Here is an 18,859-nt window from a genome sequence, read left to right as displayed (position 1 = left end):
AACTACGCCTCCTGCCCTGAAATCGGTATCTTAAGTCCAAACCGGGTCCAACTGCCCGGAACAGAGTTAACTTCCATTGATCCCTTATGCTGATCGGTAATAATGAAGTAGGAAACCGACAATCCCAATCCGGTCCCATAACCGACACGTTTAGTGGAGAAGAACGGTTCGAAGACCCTTTTACGTACATCCTCGAGCATGCCCGGACCGTTGTCTTCGACTTCCACAACAGCCATGTGACCTTCCTTTTTCAATCTTAGGGTAAAACATGGGCTATCATCAATATATTCCTTTTCCATCATGGCCTGAGCGCCATTTTTAAGAAGATTGAGAAACACCTGTTGAATTTCGTTCTCTTCGCAAAGGACTTCTGTAAGTTCGGGACTGTATTTTTTAACTATTTCTATTTTCCTGAAATCATACTTTCGTTTGATATCATAATCGTTGGCTGCCAGTTCAATGGTATTATTCATCAATTCAGCCAAGTTACAATGCTTAAAAACACGTCGGCTCTTACGGCTGAACCGCAGCATATTGCTGACAATGGTTGCCGCCCGATTGCATGAATCGGTAATGCCGGAGAGCATTTTTGGAATCTCTCTGCGTGAAAGATATTCACGCATACTATCAAGCTCCACGTTGCATTCCATTGCCACCTCACGGTTCTTATTCAAGTCCTTGTAAATACGGTTAAGTATATTTTGGGTGTTACCGGATATGGCCGCCAAAGGATTATTGATTTCATGAGCCATGCCGGCAGCCAATCCGCCCACGGACATCATTTTTTCAGTCTGGATCATCATCTGTTCCAGATTGCAGCGTTCAGTAACATCATCAATCTGGATGACTGCTCCATCAACACCGTTGGCGATAAGCGGAAAAATAGTCACATCCTCATAACACACCCCTCCCTCACCCTGCCGGGACTTACGCTCCTCAGTGCAGGGTTTGCGGGTACGTATGCTCTCACGGACCTTGTCCATTTCGGCAGCCATGCGTGGAAAAACTGAGACAAGGGATTTACCGAACGCATCACCGGAAGAAATACCGGTTACCTTTTCAGCAGTCATATTCCACTGCGTAACCTTGCCTTCAGAATCAACGCCCACAAGAATGGACGGCATGGAATCAATTATATTGGACAGGTAATTACGCAATCTACGCAGTTCCTCCCTGCGGAGGTACTCCTCACTGACATCTCTGAAAACAAGAACAGTTCCGGCAACTTCACCGTCTTCATCAAACACGGGGGCAGCAGAATCGGCAATCTGGTATTCATCCCCTTGGAGAGAAACAAGTGTAGTATGATTGGCAAGACCGACCACTGACCTTGATTTCAAAACCTTATCAACCGGATTCGCACACGGGTGCTGGGTGACGGAATTGATAATTTTGAAGACCTGAGTCAGATCAAGCCCCTTCGCATCTGCAATAGCCCAGCCGGTGAGTTGCTCGGCAACAGGATTCATGCGTGTAACCCGCCCCTGAGCGTCGGTAGCAATCACCGCATCTCCGATGGAATTGAATAAAGTTTTAAGCTCTTCCTTGCTTTCTCGAGCCGCCCCCTCTGAACGTGAAACTCTGGTATACAGGACTGAAACCACTGCTCCACCTAAAACAAGGGAACTGATCATCATAAAACGCATAAGCAGTTCATGCTGATCTCCAAAAGCAAACAACAGATCCAGGAACCCTTCATTTGATTCATTGAACCAGAGGAATTCGAATAATGTATCCACCCCCCACAGGACTGCTGCATAAAGCACAAAGCACAACAGCATCAATCTACCCGGACTATGCCTACGGTTCATAATTCATCCTGATTTCTATCCATACACGATAGGGAACTGCAACGAGTCCTGTCCCCAAGGCATGGGTTGTGGACAGGACTCGAAACAAGGCGGCAGTCAACATCACAGGCCCCTCTCCACGCTGCTGGCACAAACCAATTCAGACAAGGTATAAGACGGTAAGCCTCGTCCATAGTTATATTTTCTACAACAAAACGTCCGACGTCAGACATCATAACTCCTTCAAACACAATTGATCTCATCTTTAATTATATTCCAAACAATAGTTTTTATCACTTATAAAATTAAAATTTGCGGAAATTGAAAAATAACTCCCAAAAAAAGGGATGAAAGCCGTAGCCTCCATCCCTCATAACAGCCGAATTTATACTTTAAAATCAGGCCAGAGCTTCTTCAGGAGTTATAGACTCAATGCCGAAAGCGTCCCCCACAGCGGAACAGGTCAGCTTACCGTTCATGGTGTTCAGTCCGAGCTTGAGGGAAGGATTGTCACGCAGGGCGTCCAGTCCTTTATCCGCAAGCTGCAGAGCGTAAGGCAGGGTCTGGTTTACAAGTGCAAAAGTAGATGTTCTGGGAACCGCACCGGGCATATTGGCAACTCCATAATGAACTACGCCGTCCACAACATAGGTCGGATCGGTATGGGTGGTGGGCTTGATGGTTTCAACACACCCCCCCTGATCAACGGCGACATCGACAATTACCGCGCCTTCCTTCATAGTGGAAAGCATGCCGCGGGTAACCAGATTGGGAGCCTTGGCACCGGGAATGAGCACAGCACCAATGACCAGATCAGCTTCAGCTACAGCGGCACGGATATTGGGCTCGGTGGAAGTCATGGTGTTTACCCGGCCATTAAAAATATCGTCAAGATATTGCAGACGGGCATGGTTAACATCAAAAATGGTAACATTCGCCCCCATGCCTGCGGCTATTTTAGCCGCATTGGTGCCGACCACGCCGCCACCGAGCACCATAACTTTTGCAGGGGCAACACCGGGCACACCGCCCACAAGGATGCCGCGCCCGCCTTTGGGCTTTTCAAGATGCAGGGCTCCTTCCTGCGCAGCCATGCGGCCTGCCACCTCACTCATGGGAGTAAGCAGGGGCAGGGAACCGTCGGGCAGCTGGACTGTTTCATAAGCAACCCCGGCAGTACCGGACTCAAGCAGGACTTTGGTCAGGGCTTCGTCCGCAGCAAGGTGCAGATAGGTAAACAGCAGGAGGTTTTCACGCAGGTATTTGTATTCCGAAGCAATAGGTTCTTTAACCTTGATAACCATGTCCGCAGCCCATGCATCATCCACAGAACCTATTCTGGCACCTGCGGCAATGTATTCATCATCGGAAAGACCGGAACCCAATCCCGCGCCTTTTTCCACCACAACGGCATGACCGCGGCGCACAAGTGTTTCCACACCTCCGGGAGTCATGGAGACTCTGTTCTCCATGGTCTTAACCTCTTTAGGGATACCAATAAGCATGTTATCAACTCCTGCTGATAAAAGTTGTATGATCAAAATAAGGCACAATCTAACGCAACAGCAACTTTCTTAGCAACGACAAAATACGAATAAAATACACCTTTTTCAACAGACCCAAAATTTTTTACAGGCTTGAACCTTTTTTGACAGGCACATAACCCTTACGCACTCACGCAGAGGAGTCAGAAAATGCCCATCTATCCAAATAATATTCCGACCATACTCATTGTAGATGATGAGCCTTTCAACTTGGAATTCCTTGAAATTGTATTGCTCCAGCAGGGCTACAATATCCTTACAGCAACAAATGGCCGCAGCGGAAGAAAACTGGCCGAGCAAAAAAAACCGGACCTCATACTGCTGGACATAATGATGCCGGATGAAACGGGCTTCGAATGTGCAACAGTACTACGGTTATCCCCAGAAACATCTGAAATTCCTATAATATTTTTGAGTGCGCTGGACGACGACAGCAACACCTCAAGGGGATATGACGCCGGGGCCGTAGACTTTATAGTTAAACCTTTCATCTACAAAGATGTCATCAACCGTATCAGGCTGCATCTCAAACTCAACAACTGCGATAAGCAACTGAAACTACCTGCAAAAAAAGCTGAAGCATCCCGGATAAACGAAACACCTTTTCCCGCAACCGGAGCAAGGGCTGTTTTCTATTCCTCAGCTGCACCGTGTGCTTCGGCCATGCATGAAGCTATCGTCATGGATGACAGTAACGAAAACCACCTGCTCCTGAACACCCCCCCGGGCAGTACTGAAAAAATACGCAACAAGGTTCGGACCATACTGGCAGCAAACAGCGGTCCTCTCTTCAATCCCTCTGAAACCCTGCGAAACGTCGGGTTGCAGTTGGAGGATTGCAATGGCGAAAACGATTTTTCAGCAAGCTATGTCCATTTCAACCGTGATGCGGAGAAGCTGACCGCTGTCAATGCCGGGGCATTGCCGATGATCCTGATGCGGGCAGACAAAAGCCACACCCTGATTGAAAGGCAGAGCGGAAATCTAGGAAGCCTAGGCCTCGGCCTACTACCCTGCTCAACTTATAAAATTCACAAAGGGGACCGGATTTTCATCTCCAGCCGGGGGTTGCTGGGGGCATTCGAAAGGGAAGGGGAAGGCATCAGAGAATTGCTGGAAACATGCCGCCGCTTTTCCGAAGAAAAGATGGAAAGCGCATGCAGGGCTATCGGCAAGGCTTTTTTAAAAGGCAGTGAAGCTGATGGGATTCTAGTGGGGATAGAACGGTAAAAAAAAAGCCCCGGAGCACAGCGCACCGGGGCCGGGAGAGAGAACCGGAATCCGGTTCTTATTGCTTATTTTACGGAACCGACGGGATATTTAGCACCTTTCCATGCAAAGATGCCGCCGGGGTATCTCTTAACGTTGGTGTAGCCGAGCTTCTTGGCCCATGCGGCACCGTTGTGGCTGCGGGTGCATTTTACGAAACCGCAGTAAACCACAATGAGCTTATCCTTATCCGGTCCGAGCAATTCGATGAACTGCTCTTTGGTCTTTCCGTCAGTTTCCTTTACATCCCACTCAACCATGTCGGGAATGGGGAACAGGAACTGCTTGGCGCCGGGGACATGCTCTTTTTTGTAGCTGGCTTCATAGGGCATGGTATCGATGATGATCATGTCCTCTTTCTTATCCAGGAGAGCCTTCAGCTCGGGAGTAGTGATAATGTCGTAACCGCCACGCTGTACTTCCTTAACCAGCTTGACCGCACCCTTTTCCTTTTCCACTTCCTGTGCGAATTTGTCTGAACCGAGGCAGCCGGTCATGGCAAACATCAGCGCGCACAATGCAGCGATTACAGAAATATTCTTAACCATCTTCATTCCATCATCCTCCAAATTTAAAATTCCTGACTAGTAACAAAAGCCTGCACAGGCCGGGCACGAAACCCTTTCACCAGGCGCAGCAGGTAAAGATATCCGCACCCCAACAACAGGAACGCATCGCGCAGAAGTGCTTCACGCAGAGAATGGTAAGCTTCCCCTTCCGGATCCCCGGCAGCAAAACAACCGCAATCAACATCCAGCCCCATATTGATGCCATGAGCCAGCACTGCCATGAACACTAGCAACAATACTGAATATGATGAGAGGGCTCCTTTTACATCCAAAAGCAATCCGAGAGCGATAACTATCTCCGCAAGAGGCAGCACAACCGCAGCAACATAATTCAATTGTCCGGGCAGCAGGCCATAACCGCTGATGACCGTGGCAAAACCTTGTACATCCATGATTTTCCCGGCTCCTGCGTATAAAAACACGGCAGCCAGAATACATCTGAGGACAAAATACACCTTTCTGGACATCATTTTTTCTATCATTTCAACACCCGGACACAGATTTAAACATTTCAGGATTACCTGCAATTTTACATTGAGATCAAATAGTTAAAGTAAATTACATGAGCAGCTTTTTATTTAAATTATCGATAACATCAATTACATAACAAAATACCCTTTGCAAAATCCAATGCTTATAGCGTAGTGTTTAGCGGATATTTCAAGTTTATACAGGAAAAACATTTATGACCAATTCAAAAGACGACCAAGACACTCAGAAAATGCAAAACGAAAGCGTTCATGATGAACCGGATAAAGTAGTGGAGCCAGAAGAGGCTCTTCCGGAAATCACCAAAGAAGAACTCCCCCCATCCATACTGAACGCCCTTGACCAGACGGGCTGGGAAAAACTAACCCCGGTCCAATCCAAATCTCTCCCTTATCAGCTCTCCCACCGCGACCTCATGGTACAGGCTAAAACAGGCAGTGGAAAGACAGGCGCTTTCGTCCTGCCCCTGCTGGAGAAACTTGACCCCAACATTAATTACACTCAGGCCCTGATCCTTGTGCCTACCCGCGAACTGGCCCGGCAGGTGGAACGTGAAGCCGAAAAGATTTTTGCAGGCTCCGGCCTGCGGGTTCTCTCTGTTTACGGCGGGGTCGGCTACGGACATCAGCGCGAAGAACTGGAAAAAGGCGCTCACATGGTTGTGGGAACACCGGGCAGGATCCTCGACCACCTGCTGCGGCGCACCTTTGACCTTGAAGATCTCGAAACCCTTATTTTCGATGAAGCGGACCGCATGCTTTCCATCGGGTTCTACCCGGATATGCGCGAAGTGAAATCCTACCTGCCGCGCAGGCCCATCTCCACATACATGTTTTCAGCGACTTTCCCGGAACACGTCATCCGGCTCTCCAAAGAATTTATGTACAAACCGCAGATGCTCAGCCTGAGCAGCAAGCAGGTCCATGTAACCGAGATAGATCATGCCTATTACGAGGTGCCTTCCATGGGCAAGGAACGCCAGCTCATGCGCATCCTTGAAATGGAAAACCCCACCTCGGCCATCATTTTCTGTAATACCAAAGCGAATGTTGAATTCGTCAGCGCCGTGCTCAACAACTTCGGCTTCAATGCCGCAGATCTGACCTCGGACCTCTCGCAATCAAAACGTGAACGGGTATTGGCCCAATTGCGAACCGGGGAAGTGCGCTTCCTCGTGGCCACCGATATCGCCGCTCGCGGCATTGATGTGCCGGATCTCTCCCACGTAATCATGTACGAGCCTCCGGAAGACAAGGAATCCTACATCCACCGCGCAGGCAGAACAGGTCGCGCAGGTTCTTCAGGAGTGGCAATATCCCTTGTGGACGTCATCCAGAAAATCGAGCTGCAACGCATTGCCACAGCCTACAATATCAATTTTGAAGTCCGCGAACTTCCGGATGACAAGCAGGTTCTGGAAACCATCAACGAAAGGCTGACCACTATCCTTGAAGGACAGTTCCGATCAAAAACCATTCTTGAAAAAGAACGTATCGGACGCTATAAAAATCTGGTCCGGCAACTGGCCGACGATGATGAACAGTGCATCCTTGTGGGCATGCTTCTGGACGGTTTATACCAGAAATCCCTGCATGCCCGTCCAGAACAGCCTCCGGCACCAAAGCCCAGACCCCAGAGAAGATCCCGCCCCCGCACAAAGAACTACAGTGGCAAGCCGAAAGGCGGACACTATCAGAATAAGGGCAGCAGCGGGAATTCCAATAAAAACCGCAGATAATAAAAGTGGAGATTTTAAATGAAACTTCTTTCAACCCAAGTGGAAGGTTACATCGAATGTTCATCCTGGATTCGCAAAATGTTCGAAACAGGCATAGAACTTAAGAAAAAATACGGTGAAGACGCAGTCTGTGATTTTTCACTGGGAAACCCGGATGTCCCTGCACCTGCGGCAGTAGGTGAAGGACTCAAAGAGCTGGCCGAAACTGCAGACAAGCCCTTTGCTTTCGGCTACATGCCCAACTTCGGCTACCCCAGTGTACGTGAGAAGCTGGCGAAGACTGTCTCTGAAGAACAGGGTGTAGAGGTATCCGGTTCCGATCTGATCATCACCTGCGGTGCTGCCGGTGCCATCAACGCCCTGTACCGGGCCATCCTCGAACCGGGCGACCAGATTCTCTGCCCCGCCCCATATTTCGTTGAATACGGCTTCTATGCCCAGAACTCCGGCGGCGAACTGGTTACTGTGCCCTCCAAGCCGCTGACATTTGAGCTGGACCTCGATGCCATTGAAGCCGCCATCAACGAAAAAACACGAGTGCTGCTCATCAACTCCCCCAACAACCCCACCGGGGCTATTTACACCAAAGCAGAACTTGAAGGTCTGGCCGCAGTGCTTAAAAAAGCAAACGAAGGCCGTGAACGTCCTATCTTTCTCGTTGCGGACGAACCATACCGTTTCCTCGCTTTCGATGACGTGGAAGTACCCTCCGTACTGCCGCTCTACCCCTACAGCGTGGTGGTAAGTTCCTTTTCCAAAAACCTTTCCCTTGCCGGAGAACGTGTAGGCTACGGCCTGCTCAATCCCGACATGCCGGGCAAAGAAAAACTCATGGCCGGTCTGGTGCTCACCAACCGCATCCTCGGCTTTGTAAACGCACCGGCAGTAGGCCAGAAGCTGCTTGAAAAAGCCCTCGGCTCTCAGGTTGATAAAAACATCTACCTTGAACGCCGCAATGCCATGGATTCAGTTCTAAAAGATGCCGGATATTCCTACACCATGCCCAAGGGCGCTTTTTACTTCTTCCCCGAAGCACCCGGCGGTGATGACGTAAAATTCTGCGCCGCACTGCAGGAAGAAAAAATACTCGCCGTACCCGGAACAGGATTCGGCTTCCCCGGCTACTTCCGCCTCGCCTTCTGCGTAGGAACCGAAGTAATCGAAAGATCCCGCGAAGGTTTCAAAAAAGCTATCGCACCTTTTAAATAAGATGCCTCAGGCGGCCCTGCCGGGAGCTTTAAAACCTTTTGCAAAAGGGTTTAAAAATCCCAAAACCTTTTATTAGGCTTCGCCGCTTCGCGAATCATTCATTTAGACAAAAAGGCCGCAATATATTTTAATATATTGCGGCCTTTTTTATTGTCTTCTCTTCAAGAGCTGAAGTACCGCTAATCCCGGCACCGTAAAACCAATTCTCATCAATGACACCGTTCGAGGAAAAACCGGCACTCAGGCGGACCAGTTCTCCTGCAACGGAAAAAGAGCCGTCGCTATCAGACCTGACTCTTCAAACGTAACTCACGGTCCACAAACTGGCTGAGCACAAGTGAAACAAGCGACATCGCCGCTGCACCGAGAAAGACGATACGGTAATCCTGCATCCAGGCAATCCCGCCAAGCGCGGGCACAAAAACAGCAGCAACATGGTTGATAGTGAAACTTACCGCCATACTGGGTGCAATGTCCGGCTTGTCCGCAATCTTCTGAAAGAAGGTCTTGATAGACATCGTAAAGTTGTAAAAAATATTATCCAGAATGTAGAGCAGCGCCGCTACAAAAGGACTTTCGGTAAATGCATAGGCTGTAAAAATAAAAAACAGGCTGGCGTACTCCACTGTCAGAACCTTACGTTCACCGAATTTGTTTACACATCTGGCAATCATCGGATTTACAAAGTAATTGATAATATTATTGACCACGAACAAAATTGCGATGTGCTGCAATGAAAATCCGAACTTTTTGACCAGCAGGAAAACAGCAAAAGCCACAAAAATCTGTCTGCGAGCCCCGGCAATAAAAGTCAAAGCATAGAAGAGCCAGTACTTGGAGCGGAAAATCATCTTTTTATGCTGCGGTGGCAGATCCGGGGAAGAGGGGTCACGGGTCAGGCAATAAAACCCGGCAAGAATTGCAATCAACCCCGCTCCGAGAAAAATACCCTGATAATCCACTAAGCCGGAGATGGAGATAACCACCACGCCCACGCAGATATTTGTTGCCGCCCCGAGACTGCGTAGACGGCCCATAACCAGCGGGGCCTCTGTATAGCCGAAATATTGCAGGGTCAGGGACTGATTGAGGGTTTCGTAATAATGAAATCCAAAAGACATGATAAGAGTAGAAAAAGCCAGCCCTGCAAAGGAAGGCAGGTATCCGGTCAAGCAGATCCCAAAACCCATTACGATTACGGAAAGTGCAGCCAGACGGTGCTCCTTGATGAACATGAGCACGTAGATTACAAGCAGGGCAAGGAAACCCGGAATTTCACGGATGGAACCGATCATCCCGAACTGTCCACCGTCCAGTCCGGCAACCTCCACCGCAAAGTTGTTGAGCAGGGTCCGCCATCCTTGAAAACCGATGGTGGTGGCAATGGTAAGAACCAGCAAAAATATATACATCTTACGGGAAGTGAAGCTTTTTGTAGACACGTGAAATCCTTAAAATGGTGAGATTATGATAAACCGTTGCAACGGCAGGGATGGAAAAAGTAATCTTCCATCGTTCATAAAACAAGTCAAAATTTAGCAGGCATCAAATGGCTGACTTTCCTCCACCCTATACAGTACGGGTCAGCCCGAGGGCAAAAAACGTTATTATCAAACTTATCCCCGACAAGGGAATTGAAGTCGTGCTGCCCAAGGGAGTTAACCGCAGGGATGTTCCCTACTTTCTGGAAAAGCGGCGCGAATGGATTAACCACAACATCCGTAGACTGGAGGGCAAAGGACTTTCCCTGAACCCGCCGGAACTGGTCCTGCCTGATGAAATATGTTTTGCAGCAAGTGGGAAAGTCTTCACCGTAAGGAGAGTCAGAAACCCGAAACCGGGCCTGCGCATGCGTCGCAATGTGGACAGACTGCTGTTGAGCGGAGCGGGCTGGTCCCCGGATGAAGAACTTAAAGTGCTGACCAATTTTGTACGTAGCGAAGCGCGGCAATTCCTTGTGCCGGAACTGAAAAGAATTTCAGAAAAACTGAACCTGCCCTTCAGCAAGGTTTTCATCCGCGCTCAGCGGAAACGCTGGGGGAGCTGCTCCGCCAAAGGTAATATCAACCTGAATATGAAATTGATGTTCCTGCCTTACCATCTGGCCCGCTACGTACTTATCCACGAGCTATGCCATACAGTACACCTTAATCATTCGGCAAAATACTGGCGCCTTGTAAAAAAGGTGGAGCCGGATATTGAGCAATTGGAAAAAGAACTTTCCGAAGCCGGACGACTGGTCCCGGCATGGATCAATTTCCAGTAAAGATCTATCGCCGTTTTTTATCTACCCTTTACAAACCGCCTCAAATGGATGAAGTTTGTCTCTTACTATTTTATTATTATACAGCGAAAGCACACCATTTTTTAAGGACTCGCAATGGAAATCAGCAGCAAAAAAGTCGGCAACGTACTGATTATGGGCATTAAAGGCCGTCTCGACGCCCTAACTTCCTCTGAACTCGAAGGCGAAATGTGCAGACGCATTGAAGACGGAGAAACAAAAATTGTTTTTGACCTCGGAGATCTGGAATATATTTCCAGTGCAGGACTGCGAGCCATACTATTCTGTGCCAAAAAACTCAAAGCCACTGACGGCACCATTGCTTTCGCCAACATAACCGGAATGATCAGCGAAGTTTTTGAAATCTCTGGATTCGGAACAATGTTCAATATCTACAATTCCGCCCTTGCCGCTGCGGAAAAAATATCCTGAGCAGCACATGCTACGAATTCTGCCCGTCCTGCTACTTACCGCTCTCCTAGCGCTGAGTTGCGTCCCGGTAAAAGCCGGAGCCGCAAATTCTATTTCCAAAGAAGAACTTCGGGCCGTTCTTAAAAAGAATCCGCAACTTATTTTCGAAGCACTGGAAGGGCATGAGGAACAGCTTTATGACCTTTTACAGGTCGGGTTGGAAAAAAAGAACAAATCCCGCATCAGGGAAGGCAGACTCAAACAACTCAAAAATCCTAAAATTCCAGCGCTGCACCCGGACCGTCCGGTCTGGGGAAATCCCGAAGGGGATATCAGAATCGTTGTTTTTGCAGATTTTCAGAGCGCCAGCTGCTCCAAAGCAGATAAGACAATTCAAAAACTTCTGAAAAAATATCCTGAAATAAGTTATCGTTTCCGACACAGTCCGCTCGGTCTGCATAAAATGTCCCTGCCTGCCGCCCGCTATTACGAAGCACTTGCCATGCAGGATCATGCCAAAGCCAAAAGACTGAACAGCCTCATTCTGAGTAACAGAATTGCCGTAAAGAAAAACGGGACAAAAAAACTAGATGAACTGGCAGAAAAATGTGGTGCGGATATGACACAACTCAGGAAAACCCTTAATTCCGGACAGATAAAAGCACGCATTGATGCAGACATCAAAGAAGCACGCAAATTCGGTTTTACAGCTTCGCCGGTTTTCCTGGTCAACGGAGTAACTGTTACCGGAGCCGCTCCCCTGGAAGAATTTGAAGAAGTATTCCGGATGATCCGCAACAACTGATTCTTTTCACAGGCGCCCAGCCGTGTTATTTTTTATACCCGCCAAAACAAAAACTGTACAATAATACTGGGCAGCAACACAATAGTAATATATTGTCACAAGACGTATCAACGGTCACAATCCACGGATAAAATTAACACAATGTCACTGAGCAATTCTGATATAAGCCGGGTCTTTCTTCATACCGGAGATGCATATATCGGCGTAAAACCTACCATAGTATCAACAGTACTGGGATCCTGTGTAGCAATTTCCATGTTTTCACCCCGTACAAGACAAGGCGCAATCTGCCATGCTTTCCTGCCTTCGCGTTCGGAAATTAAAAATGTTAACGAACCTTCCGTGCAGATATGCAGATATGTGGACACAGCAGTGACCCATTTGCTAAAGAGTATGAACCGTCTGGGGGTCAAAAAGAATGAACTGGAAGTCAAACTCTTCGGAGGAGCGACCGGACTGACATATTCGCAGGTGCGACCTTCATGTGCACTGGGTATCGGCAACAGGAATGTTGACGCGGCCCTTAAGCATCTGAAAGAACAGGATTTAAAACCACGCAGCATGGATGTGGGTGGCAATGTGGGCCGCAAGCTGCTTTTCTGCACCTACACGGGAGATGTCTGGATCAAACGGCTTGAAAAAAAGATGTTTTAAATATCATGAAAATAACTAGCAAGCTTTACTCTGTCCTACTTTTTATTGCTCTGGCAATTATCTGTATGCCCGGATTTTCTGCGGCGGAAGGAACCATTTACCAGTACTCGATCATCGACTCGCTTCTGGCTGGAAACTATAACGGCGAACTGACGATCGGCAATCTTAAAAAATACGGCAATACCGGACTCGGGACCTTCAACCGTCTTGACGGCGAAATGGTCTTCATTGATGGCGAGGTTTACAAAATAAGCTCGAAAGGAAAAGCGGTTAAAATAGAAGATACCGAACGCACTCCTTTTGCTACGGCGGCTTTTTTCAAAACAGATAAAATCATCAAGGTTGATTCCGCAAAATCGCTTGCTGAACTCAACAACAAGATTTCGTCCGCTATCGGTTCCGAAAATATTTTTTACGTAATCCGCATCGACGGGAAGTTCAGCCAAATGCGGACCCGCAGCATCCCGGCCCAGACCAAGCCCTACGTGCCGCTGGTGAAAGCGGTAAAAAAACAGAGCATCTTCAGATTCAAGGATATTGAAGGATCACTGGTCGGCATAAAAACACCGTCTTATTTCAAGGGGGTAGGTGTCCCCGGATTCCACTGGCATTTCATCACCAAGGACCGCACTGCCGGGGGCCATGTCCTTGATTGCGTTTTCACCGACATGGCAGCAAAGGTAGGCTCTTACAACGATTTCTTCCTGCAGTTGCCGGAGACCAAAAATTTTCTGGAAACTGAATTCAAGCAAGATAAGCAAAATGAATTAAAAGCAGTGGAAAAAGATTCCAAGAAGAAGTAAAATTAGCCCCAAGCCCCTGACGTCTGTTAGAACTGAAACTTCTCAGCCCGGAGAATATTGACATGAAAGATCGTATTGTAATTCAAGTTGATGAAGACCTTGAAGCCATAATGCCGCGCTATCTGGAAATAAGGCAAAAAGAACTTGCTGAGCTTGAAGAAGCTGTTGACCAGAAAAATTTCGAAACCATTCGGCTGCTGGGACACCGCCTGAAAGGAACCGGTTCATCATACGGACTGGATGAACTAACCAGACTGGGAACCCTTATTGAAGACAAAGCAATGGACGAGGATATGTCTGAAGTTCCGGAGCACACAGCCGGACTCAGATATTTTCTTGAACATCTGGACATTGAATACGTTGAAATAACCGAATAAAAAAGGCCGGAAGTCATACAACTTCCGGCCTTTCACTTTTAAACCAAAAAACTGCCGGTCACCGAATCAGGATTGGCGATAATTTCCTCAGGCGTTCCCTGAGCCACAATCTCTCCGCCGGACTCCCCGCCTCCGGGCCCTAAATCAAAGACATAATCAGAAGCACGGATAACGTCTGTGTTATGTTCAATGACTATGACCGTGGCCCCCTTATCCACCAATTGCTGCAGAACTTTAATCAGCTTGCCCACCTCGTGCATGTGCAGTCCGGTGGTCGGTTCATCAAGAATATATAAAGTTCCGGGCAGGCTGCGCTTGCCAAGTTCACGGGAAATCTTGATCCGCTGCGCTTCTCCCCCGGAAAGTGTCGTGGCCGGCTGGCCCAGCTGCACGTACTCAAGACCGACCTGCTCCAGCACCTCAAGCCTGCGCTTCAGTGTCGGATGGTTCTCAAAGAAAGCCTTGGCCTGACGCACGGTCAAATCCAGCACTTCCGCGATATTCTTGCCCTTGTAGTCAACTTCCAGAGTCTGGCTGTTGTAACGTTTGCCCTTGCAGACATCACAAGTCACGTACACATCGGGCAGGAAATGCATCTCCACCCTGATCTGCCCGTCACCGCGGCAGGCCTCGCAGCGTCCACCGCGCACGTTAAAACTGAAACGTCCGGGCTTGTAGCCACGTTTTTTTGCTTCCTTGGTAGCGCAGAAAATCTTGCGTATTTCATCAAAAATCTTGGTATAGGTAGCCGGATTGGAGCGTGGAGTCCTGCCGATAGGCGACTGATCGATGGAAATAATCTTCTCCACTTTTTCAATGCCTTCAATACCGGAAATACGGCCCGGCTGGTCGACTTTCACCCCGCGGGACAAAGCTATGTGCTTGTACAGGGAATCCACTACCAGCGAACTTTTGCCCGAGCCGGAAACCCCGGTAAAACAACAAAGCACACCAAGCGGAATATCCACATCAAGATTTTTAAGGTTATTGGTCTTAACCCCCTTCATCCTGATCCAGTCCTTGGGAATACGCCGCTCTTCGGGTTTGTCCAGAGCCAGCTCCCCGCGCAGGTACTTGGCGGTCAGGGTCTGAGCTTTATCAAGCAGCTTTTTCACACTGCCCTGAAAAACAATCTCCCCGCCAAGCATGCCCGAACCGGGACCAATCTCAATCACGTGGTCGGCGTTGCGAATGGTGGATTCATCATGTTCCACAACCAATACGGTGTTACCTCGGGCCTGCAAAGAACGCAGGGTCTTGATCAGCCGCTCGTTATCGCGCGGATGCAGACCTATGGAAGGTTCATCAAGCACGTAAGTGACCCCCACCAGCCCGGAACCGAGCTGCCCAGCCAGCCTGATGCGCTGAGCCTCTCCGCCGGAAAGTGTCGCCATGTTCCGGCCAAGGTTCAGGTAATCAAGCCCTACATTGACCATAAAACCGAGACGGTGGGTCAATTCCTTCAAAAGCGGTTCGGCAATGAGCATCTCATGACCTGAAAACTCAAGTTCCTGCAGCCAGTCCAGTGCCCGCTTGATGGACATGGAACAGAAATCAAAAATTGATACGCCCTCTACTTTGACAGCAAGGGATTCAGGGCGAAGTCTCGCCCCCTCACACGCAGGACACGGTCTTGACTGACGGAATCTGGAAAGTTCATCACGCCAGATACGCCCGAGGTTGTGTCCGACTTCGAGCAGGTCAACCACTCCTTCCCAACCAATTTTTTTATCGCCGTAGAACAAAGCCTTGTGCGCGGCTTCAGAAAAGTCACTGAGCGGAGTATCGACCTTGAAACCGTATTCTTTGCCCAATGCACGAAAATCAGCCTCATAGCGCTCAAACATTTTCGGAGATTTCCACGGGATGACCGCCCCGGCCTTGAGGGAAAGCCCTTTGTTAGGGGCCAGCAGTTCAGGTTCGTAATATTCCACACTGCCGATGCCGGAACAAAGCGTACAGGCCCCCTGCGGACTGTTGAACGAAAACAGCTGCGGGGAAAGTTTGGGCATACTGATCTTGCATGAGGGGCAGGTGGACATGGTTGAGAGATAAACATCTTCACCACCTATAATGGAAACTACGATGGATTCATCACCGTAGCGCAAAGCAAGTTCCAGGGAATCGCCCAGTCGCTTTTTCATGTCGCCTTTGATTACAAGGCGGTCCACAACCAGATCAATGTTGTGTTTCTTATTCTTCTCAAGGTCCGGCACATCATCAATTCCATAGACCTGTCCGTCCACGCGCACACGCACGAAACCTTCTTTTTTCAATTTTTTAAACAGATCTTTATGGGTTCCTTTCTGGTGATCCACCATGGGGGCCAGCAGCATGAATTTGGTTCCTTCGCCCAACCCCATGATCCGTTCCAGAATTTCGTCCGAAGTCTGAGCCGCGATGGGAATGCCGCATTCCGGGCAATGGAATTTGCCCAGCCGAGCAAAGAATACACGCAAAAAGTCGTAAATTTCAGTCACCGTACCCACGGTCGAACGCGGGTTGCGTGATGTTGATTGCTGTTCCAGAGAAATCGCCGGGGACAAGCCCTCAATCTTATCCACTTTCGGCTTGTCCAACTGCGGCAGAAACTGACGGGCGTAGGCGGAAAGGGATTCCACATAACGTCGCTGGCCCTCGGCATAAACAATGTCGAAGGACAATGTGGATTTACCGGACCCCGAAGGACCGCAGACCACCACAAGCTGATCACGCGGGATATCAAGGTTCAAATTCTTGAGGTTGTGCTGACGCGCACCTTCGATATGTATAGTTTTTGTATTCATGATAAGAGGCTGATTTGATGCGCTTAGCGCTTTTAGTTTATTAAAATTTACCTCCGGCGCCTTAAACCATCTTCGTAAAAAGAGTTTAAAAAAGCTACAAATCTACAGAAAAATAGATTTAAAATGGCCTAAAAGGCAACATTCCGGAGGAGTAAGCCTCGGGAAGAGGCAAATCAAAACCTTTTATTAGGTCTTCACTGTGCTATACGATTGTTAAGATATGCTTAACGCGAAGTAAAATAATAAGCACTTATAAAAAGAAGGCAAGCTTATTAGGAAGAATTCTCAACTATTTTTTATATCTTTTCAGAAAGGCTATTTCCCATTGCACAGGTCATAAAATTTTCTTCCACATCCTCAAGACCTTTTTCTTTGATATCAGCGATGAAAAGCTCAACCAACTCAGGGTCAAGGGCAGGCCCTGCAAGCTTGCGCAGGATGGAGAAAGCCTTATCAAGATCCATGGCTTCCTGATAACTGCGGGTAGTGGTTACCGCGTCAAAAACATCGGCAATGGACAGAATGCGCGATCCGGTCTTGATTTCATCACCCTGCAGACCATTGGGGTATCCGGTGCCATCCAGCCGCTCATGATGTGAACGCACATAATCCAACGCAGGACCGAGAAATTCCAGCCCGCGCAGCATCCTGAAACCCCATTCCGGGTGCTGCTTGATCTCCGCCAGCATATCCGCGTCAACTTTGGTATCCACATTCTGAATCAAACGATCACTGAACCCGATCTTGCCTATATCATGCAGGGTTCCGGCCACATGCACGGTCCATATTTCGTCATCCGGCAGTCCCATGCGCCGCGCCAGCCGTTCACAATAATTCCCCACCCGCTCCGCATGCCCGCGGGTATACGGGTCGCGCAGGCTCAACCCCCTTGCCACGGCCTTGATGGTCGCCACAATATTGCACCTGAGTTCATCATTGGCCTGCTCAAGGGCAAACTCCCTCGCCTCAATACGAACCATCATCAAACCTACTGACTCCGCCAGTTCCCGCACATAAGGATCATATTTATCCGTAGTCAGATCCATAATGTCATTGGAATAATTGCCGCCGGAAATTTCCTGAATACAGGTCAGAAGTTCAGTGAGTCCTTTCATGTGGGTATCCGTTATTTAATCTGGGCTGGGGTAAATTTATTCCGACTTTATACTGAAATTGTCTGGTGGGGGATAGGGGGAAGAATTGGTTTTAAAATATATGGGAAAGGCAATGGGATAGGATTAAATTATTCCAGTAGAGCATCAAAAAATATTCTGTTGGAATAATTCTAGTAGAATAAAAAATATTATTCTCTGGGAACAATTTTGGGGTTCTAAGAAAACAAGATAGGATTCCCCTTTCTCGCGGTTTCGAGGGAAGTAACGATTAATACTTCACACCGACTTTCAACCTTGATATATATTATCATAAACTTCATATAGGAGAAGCAGATGAAACATACGATTGACAGATATCTTTCTAGAATCAATATAGTTTTTCAAATTTTAATGGCTGCTGTTGTTATAGGTGGATATTTTTATACAGTCATACCAATCTATGAGAACAAACAACTCACTGAAGACAAGGCAAAACTTAAAGACGATATTAACTACTTAATAAATGAAAAAAACGCTATCAGTTCTAAACTTAAAGAGCTTGCCCAAAAAGCTAAATTACAAAAACAAACGATACAGAAACAAGATGAGCAAAATGCAAACCTTGTACTCGATAGCCTTAGGACAAAGCTACTTATGGGCGTGTCAATGAAATTTATGCAAGCAACAGCTGAAATATTATTTAAGGGAAAACAAAATATAACTCTATATTCGATGATACACGAAACACTACATGACGAAAAACTCCCTCGCCTAAATCAAGACTATAGGCTGTATCTCATAGAAGATTCCTTCCTAAACTTTTATTCAAAAAAGCTAGAAAAAAACAAAAATAAACTTACATCAGCTTTGCTGCCTAATAACTGGCATAAAAAAACCGCTACCGACCTAGTATCTATAGGCAAGCTCCTAGAGCCCAAAATAGTGACAATTGTTGACTTTTTTTACAACTCAAAAGACAAAATTAGAACAACACCCATCCCACCAACAATTTACTAATAAACCATCATATTTAAACA

Annotated in this window: 17 protein-coding genes; 10 read left to right on the top strand and 7 right to left on the bottom strand. The window is 47.9% G+C overall.

Going from position 1 to position 18,859, the window contains the following annotated elements:
- Window positions 1-2: 2 nt before the first annotated feature.
- Together ACKU41_RS13850 and ald are read right to left on the bottom strand one after the other, a co-directional pair.
- Complete coding sequence (locus ACKU41_RS13850) at window positions 3-1,811, bottom strand: PAS domain S-box protein (RefSeq protein WP_321401598.1); 1,809 nt, start codon at window positions 1,809-1,811, stop codon at window positions 3-5.
- A 377-nt stretch (window positions 1,812-2,188) separates the two neighbouring features.
- The gene (gene ald, locus ACKU41_RS13845; RefSeq protein WP_321401596.1) at window positions 2,189-3,295 is read right to left on the bottom strand and encodes an alanine dehydrogenase; all 1,107 of its coding nucleotides are present in this window, start codon (window positions 3,293-3,295) and stop codon (window positions 2,189-2,191) included.
- Window positions 3,296-3,484: 189 nt separating this feature from the next.
- On the opposite strand from ald, the gene ACKU41_RS13840 reads away from it, so the two are divergent.
- Window positions 3,485-4,564, top strand: a complete 1,080-nt coding sequence (locus ACKU41_RS13840; RefSeq protein WP_319777981.1) for a response regulator — start codon at window positions 3,485-3,487, stop codon at window positions 4,562-4,564.
- 65 nt (window positions 4,565-4,629) lie between these two features.
- On the opposite strand, the gene ACKU41_RS13835 is transcribed toward ACKU41_RS13840, so the two are convergent.
- Together ACKU41_RS13835 and ACKU41_RS13830 are read right to left on the bottom strand one after the other, a co-directional pair.
- Complete coding sequence (locus ACKU41_RS13835) at window positions 4,630-5,157, bottom strand: rhodanese-like domain-containing protein (RefSeq protein ID WP_319777980.1); 528 nt, start codon at window positions 5,155-5,157, stop codon at window positions 4,630-4,632.
- Window positions 5,158-5,174: 17 nt separating this feature from the next.
- Complete coding sequence (locus ACKU41_RS13830; protein WP_321401594.1) at window positions 5,175-5,654, bottom strand: MauE/DoxX family redox-associated membrane protein; 480 nt, start codon at window positions 5,652-5,654, stop codon at window positions 5,175-5,177.
- 203 nt (window positions 5,655-5,857) lie between these two features.
- On the opposite strand from ACKU41_RS13830, the gene ACKU41_RS13825 reads away from it, so the two are divergent.
- Window positions 5,858-7,399, top strand: a complete 1,542-nt coding sequence (locus ACKU41_RS13825) for a DEAD/DEAH box helicase (RefSeq protein ID WP_321401592.1) — start codon at window positions 5,858-5,860, stop codon at window positions 7,397-7,399.
- 18 nt (window positions 7,400-7,417) lie between these two features.
- Window positions 7,418-8,608, top strand: coding sequence for a pyridoxal phosphate-dependent aminotransferase (locus ACKU41_RS13820; protein WP_321401590.1), 1,191 nt, complete (start codon window positions 7,418-7,420; stop codon window positions 8,606-8,608).
- A gap of 284 nt (window positions 8,609-8,892) precedes the next feature.
- Here ACKU41_RS13820 and ACKU41_RS13815 read toward each other — a convergent pair whose 3' ends face one another.
- A complete protein-coding gene (locus ACKU41_RS13815) occupies window positions 8,893-10,050 on the bottom strand; it encodes an MFS transporter (protein WP_321401588.1) in 1,158 nt (385 codons plus the stop codon).
- Window positions 10,051-10,157: 107 nt separating this feature from the next.
- On the opposite strand from ACKU41_RS13815, the gene ACKU41_RS13810 reads away from it, so the two are divergent.
- The 6 genes from ACKU41_RS13810 to ACKU41_RS13785 all read left to right on the top strand — a co-directional run bounded on the left by ACKU41_RS13810 (window position 10,158) and on the right by ACKU41_RS13785 (window position 13,942).
- Window positions 10,158-10,874: a SprT family zinc-dependent metalloprotease gene (locus ACKU41_RS13810; RefSeq protein ID WP_321401586.1), complete on the top strand. Its 717-nt coding sequence runs from the start codon at window positions 10,158-10,160 to the stop codon at window positions 10,872-10,874.
- A gap of 114 nt (window positions 10,875-10,988) precedes the next feature.
- The gene (locus tag ACKU41_RS13805) at window positions 10,989-11,324 is read left to right on the top strand and encodes an STAS domain-containing protein (protein WP_319777974.1); all 336 of its coding nucleotides are present in this window, start codon (window positions 10,989-10,991) and stop codon (window positions 11,322-11,324) included.
- 7 nt (window positions 11,325-11,331) lie between these two features.
- Window positions 11,332-12,108, top strand: a complete 777-nt coding sequence (locus ACKU41_RS13800) for a thioredoxin domain-containing protein (protein ID WP_321401583.1) — start codon at window positions 11,332-11,334, stop codon at window positions 12,106-12,108.
- A 141-nt stretch (window positions 12,109-12,249) separates the two neighbouring features.
- Window positions 12,250-12,762, top strand: a complete 513-nt coding sequence (locus ACKU41_RS13795; RefSeq protein WP_321401581.1) for a chemotaxis protein CheD — start codon at window positions 12,250-12,252, stop codon at window positions 12,760-12,762.
- Between the two features lie 5 nt (window positions 12,763-12,767).
- Window positions 12,768-13,565, top strand: a complete 798-nt coding sequence (gene budA / locus ACKU41_RS13790) for an acetolactate decarboxylase (RefSeq protein ID WP_321401579.1) — start codon at window positions 12,768-12,770, stop codon at window positions 13,563-13,565.
- A gap of 62 nt (window positions 13,566-13,627) precedes the next feature.
- Entirely contained in the window at window positions 13,628-13,942 is a 315-nt protein-coding gene (locus ACKU41_RS13785; protein WP_319777967.1) for an Hpt domain-containing protein, read from the top strand.
- Between the two features lie 38 nt (window positions 13,943-13,980).
- Here ACKU41_RS13785 and uvrA read toward each other — a convergent pair whose 3' ends face one another.
- Window positions 13,981-16,728 carry an excinuclease ABC subunit UvrA gene (uvrA, locus tag ACKU41_RS13780; RefSeq protein WP_321401577.1) on the bottom strand — a complete coding sequence of 916 codons (2,748 nt, stop codon included), beginning with the start codon at window positions 16,726-16,728 and terminating at the stop codon, window positions 13,981-13,983.
- A 296-nt stretch (window positions 16,729-17,024) separates the two neighbouring features.
- The gene (locus tag ACKU41_RS13775; RefSeq protein WP_321401576.1) at window positions 17,025-17,843 is read right to left on the bottom strand and encodes an HD domain-containing phosphohydrolase; all 819 of its coding nucleotides are present in this window, start codon (window positions 17,841-17,843) and stop codon (window positions 17,025-17,027) included.
- A 333-nt stretch (window positions 17,844-18,176) separates the two neighbouring features.
- Here ACKU41_RS13775 and ACKU41_RS13770 point away from each other — a divergent pair, with 333 nt between their 5' ends.
- Window positions 18,177-18,839 carry a hypothetical protein gene (locus ACKU41_RS13770; RefSeq protein ID WP_321401574.1) on the top strand — a complete coding sequence of 221 codons (663 nt, stop codon included), beginning with the start codon at window positions 18,177-18,179 and terminating at the stop codon, window positions 18,837-18,839.
- Window positions 18,840-18,859: the final 20 nt, after the last annotated feature.

Source organism: Maridesulfovibrio sp. (assembly GCF_963678865.1).
GTDB lineage: Bacteria > Desulfobacterota > Desulfovibrionia > Desulfovibrionales > Desulfovibrionaceae > Maridesulfovibrio.
The sequence above is the reverse complement of the archived record's forward strand: the minus strand, read 5'-3'. Positions and strand labels throughout refer to the sequence as shown.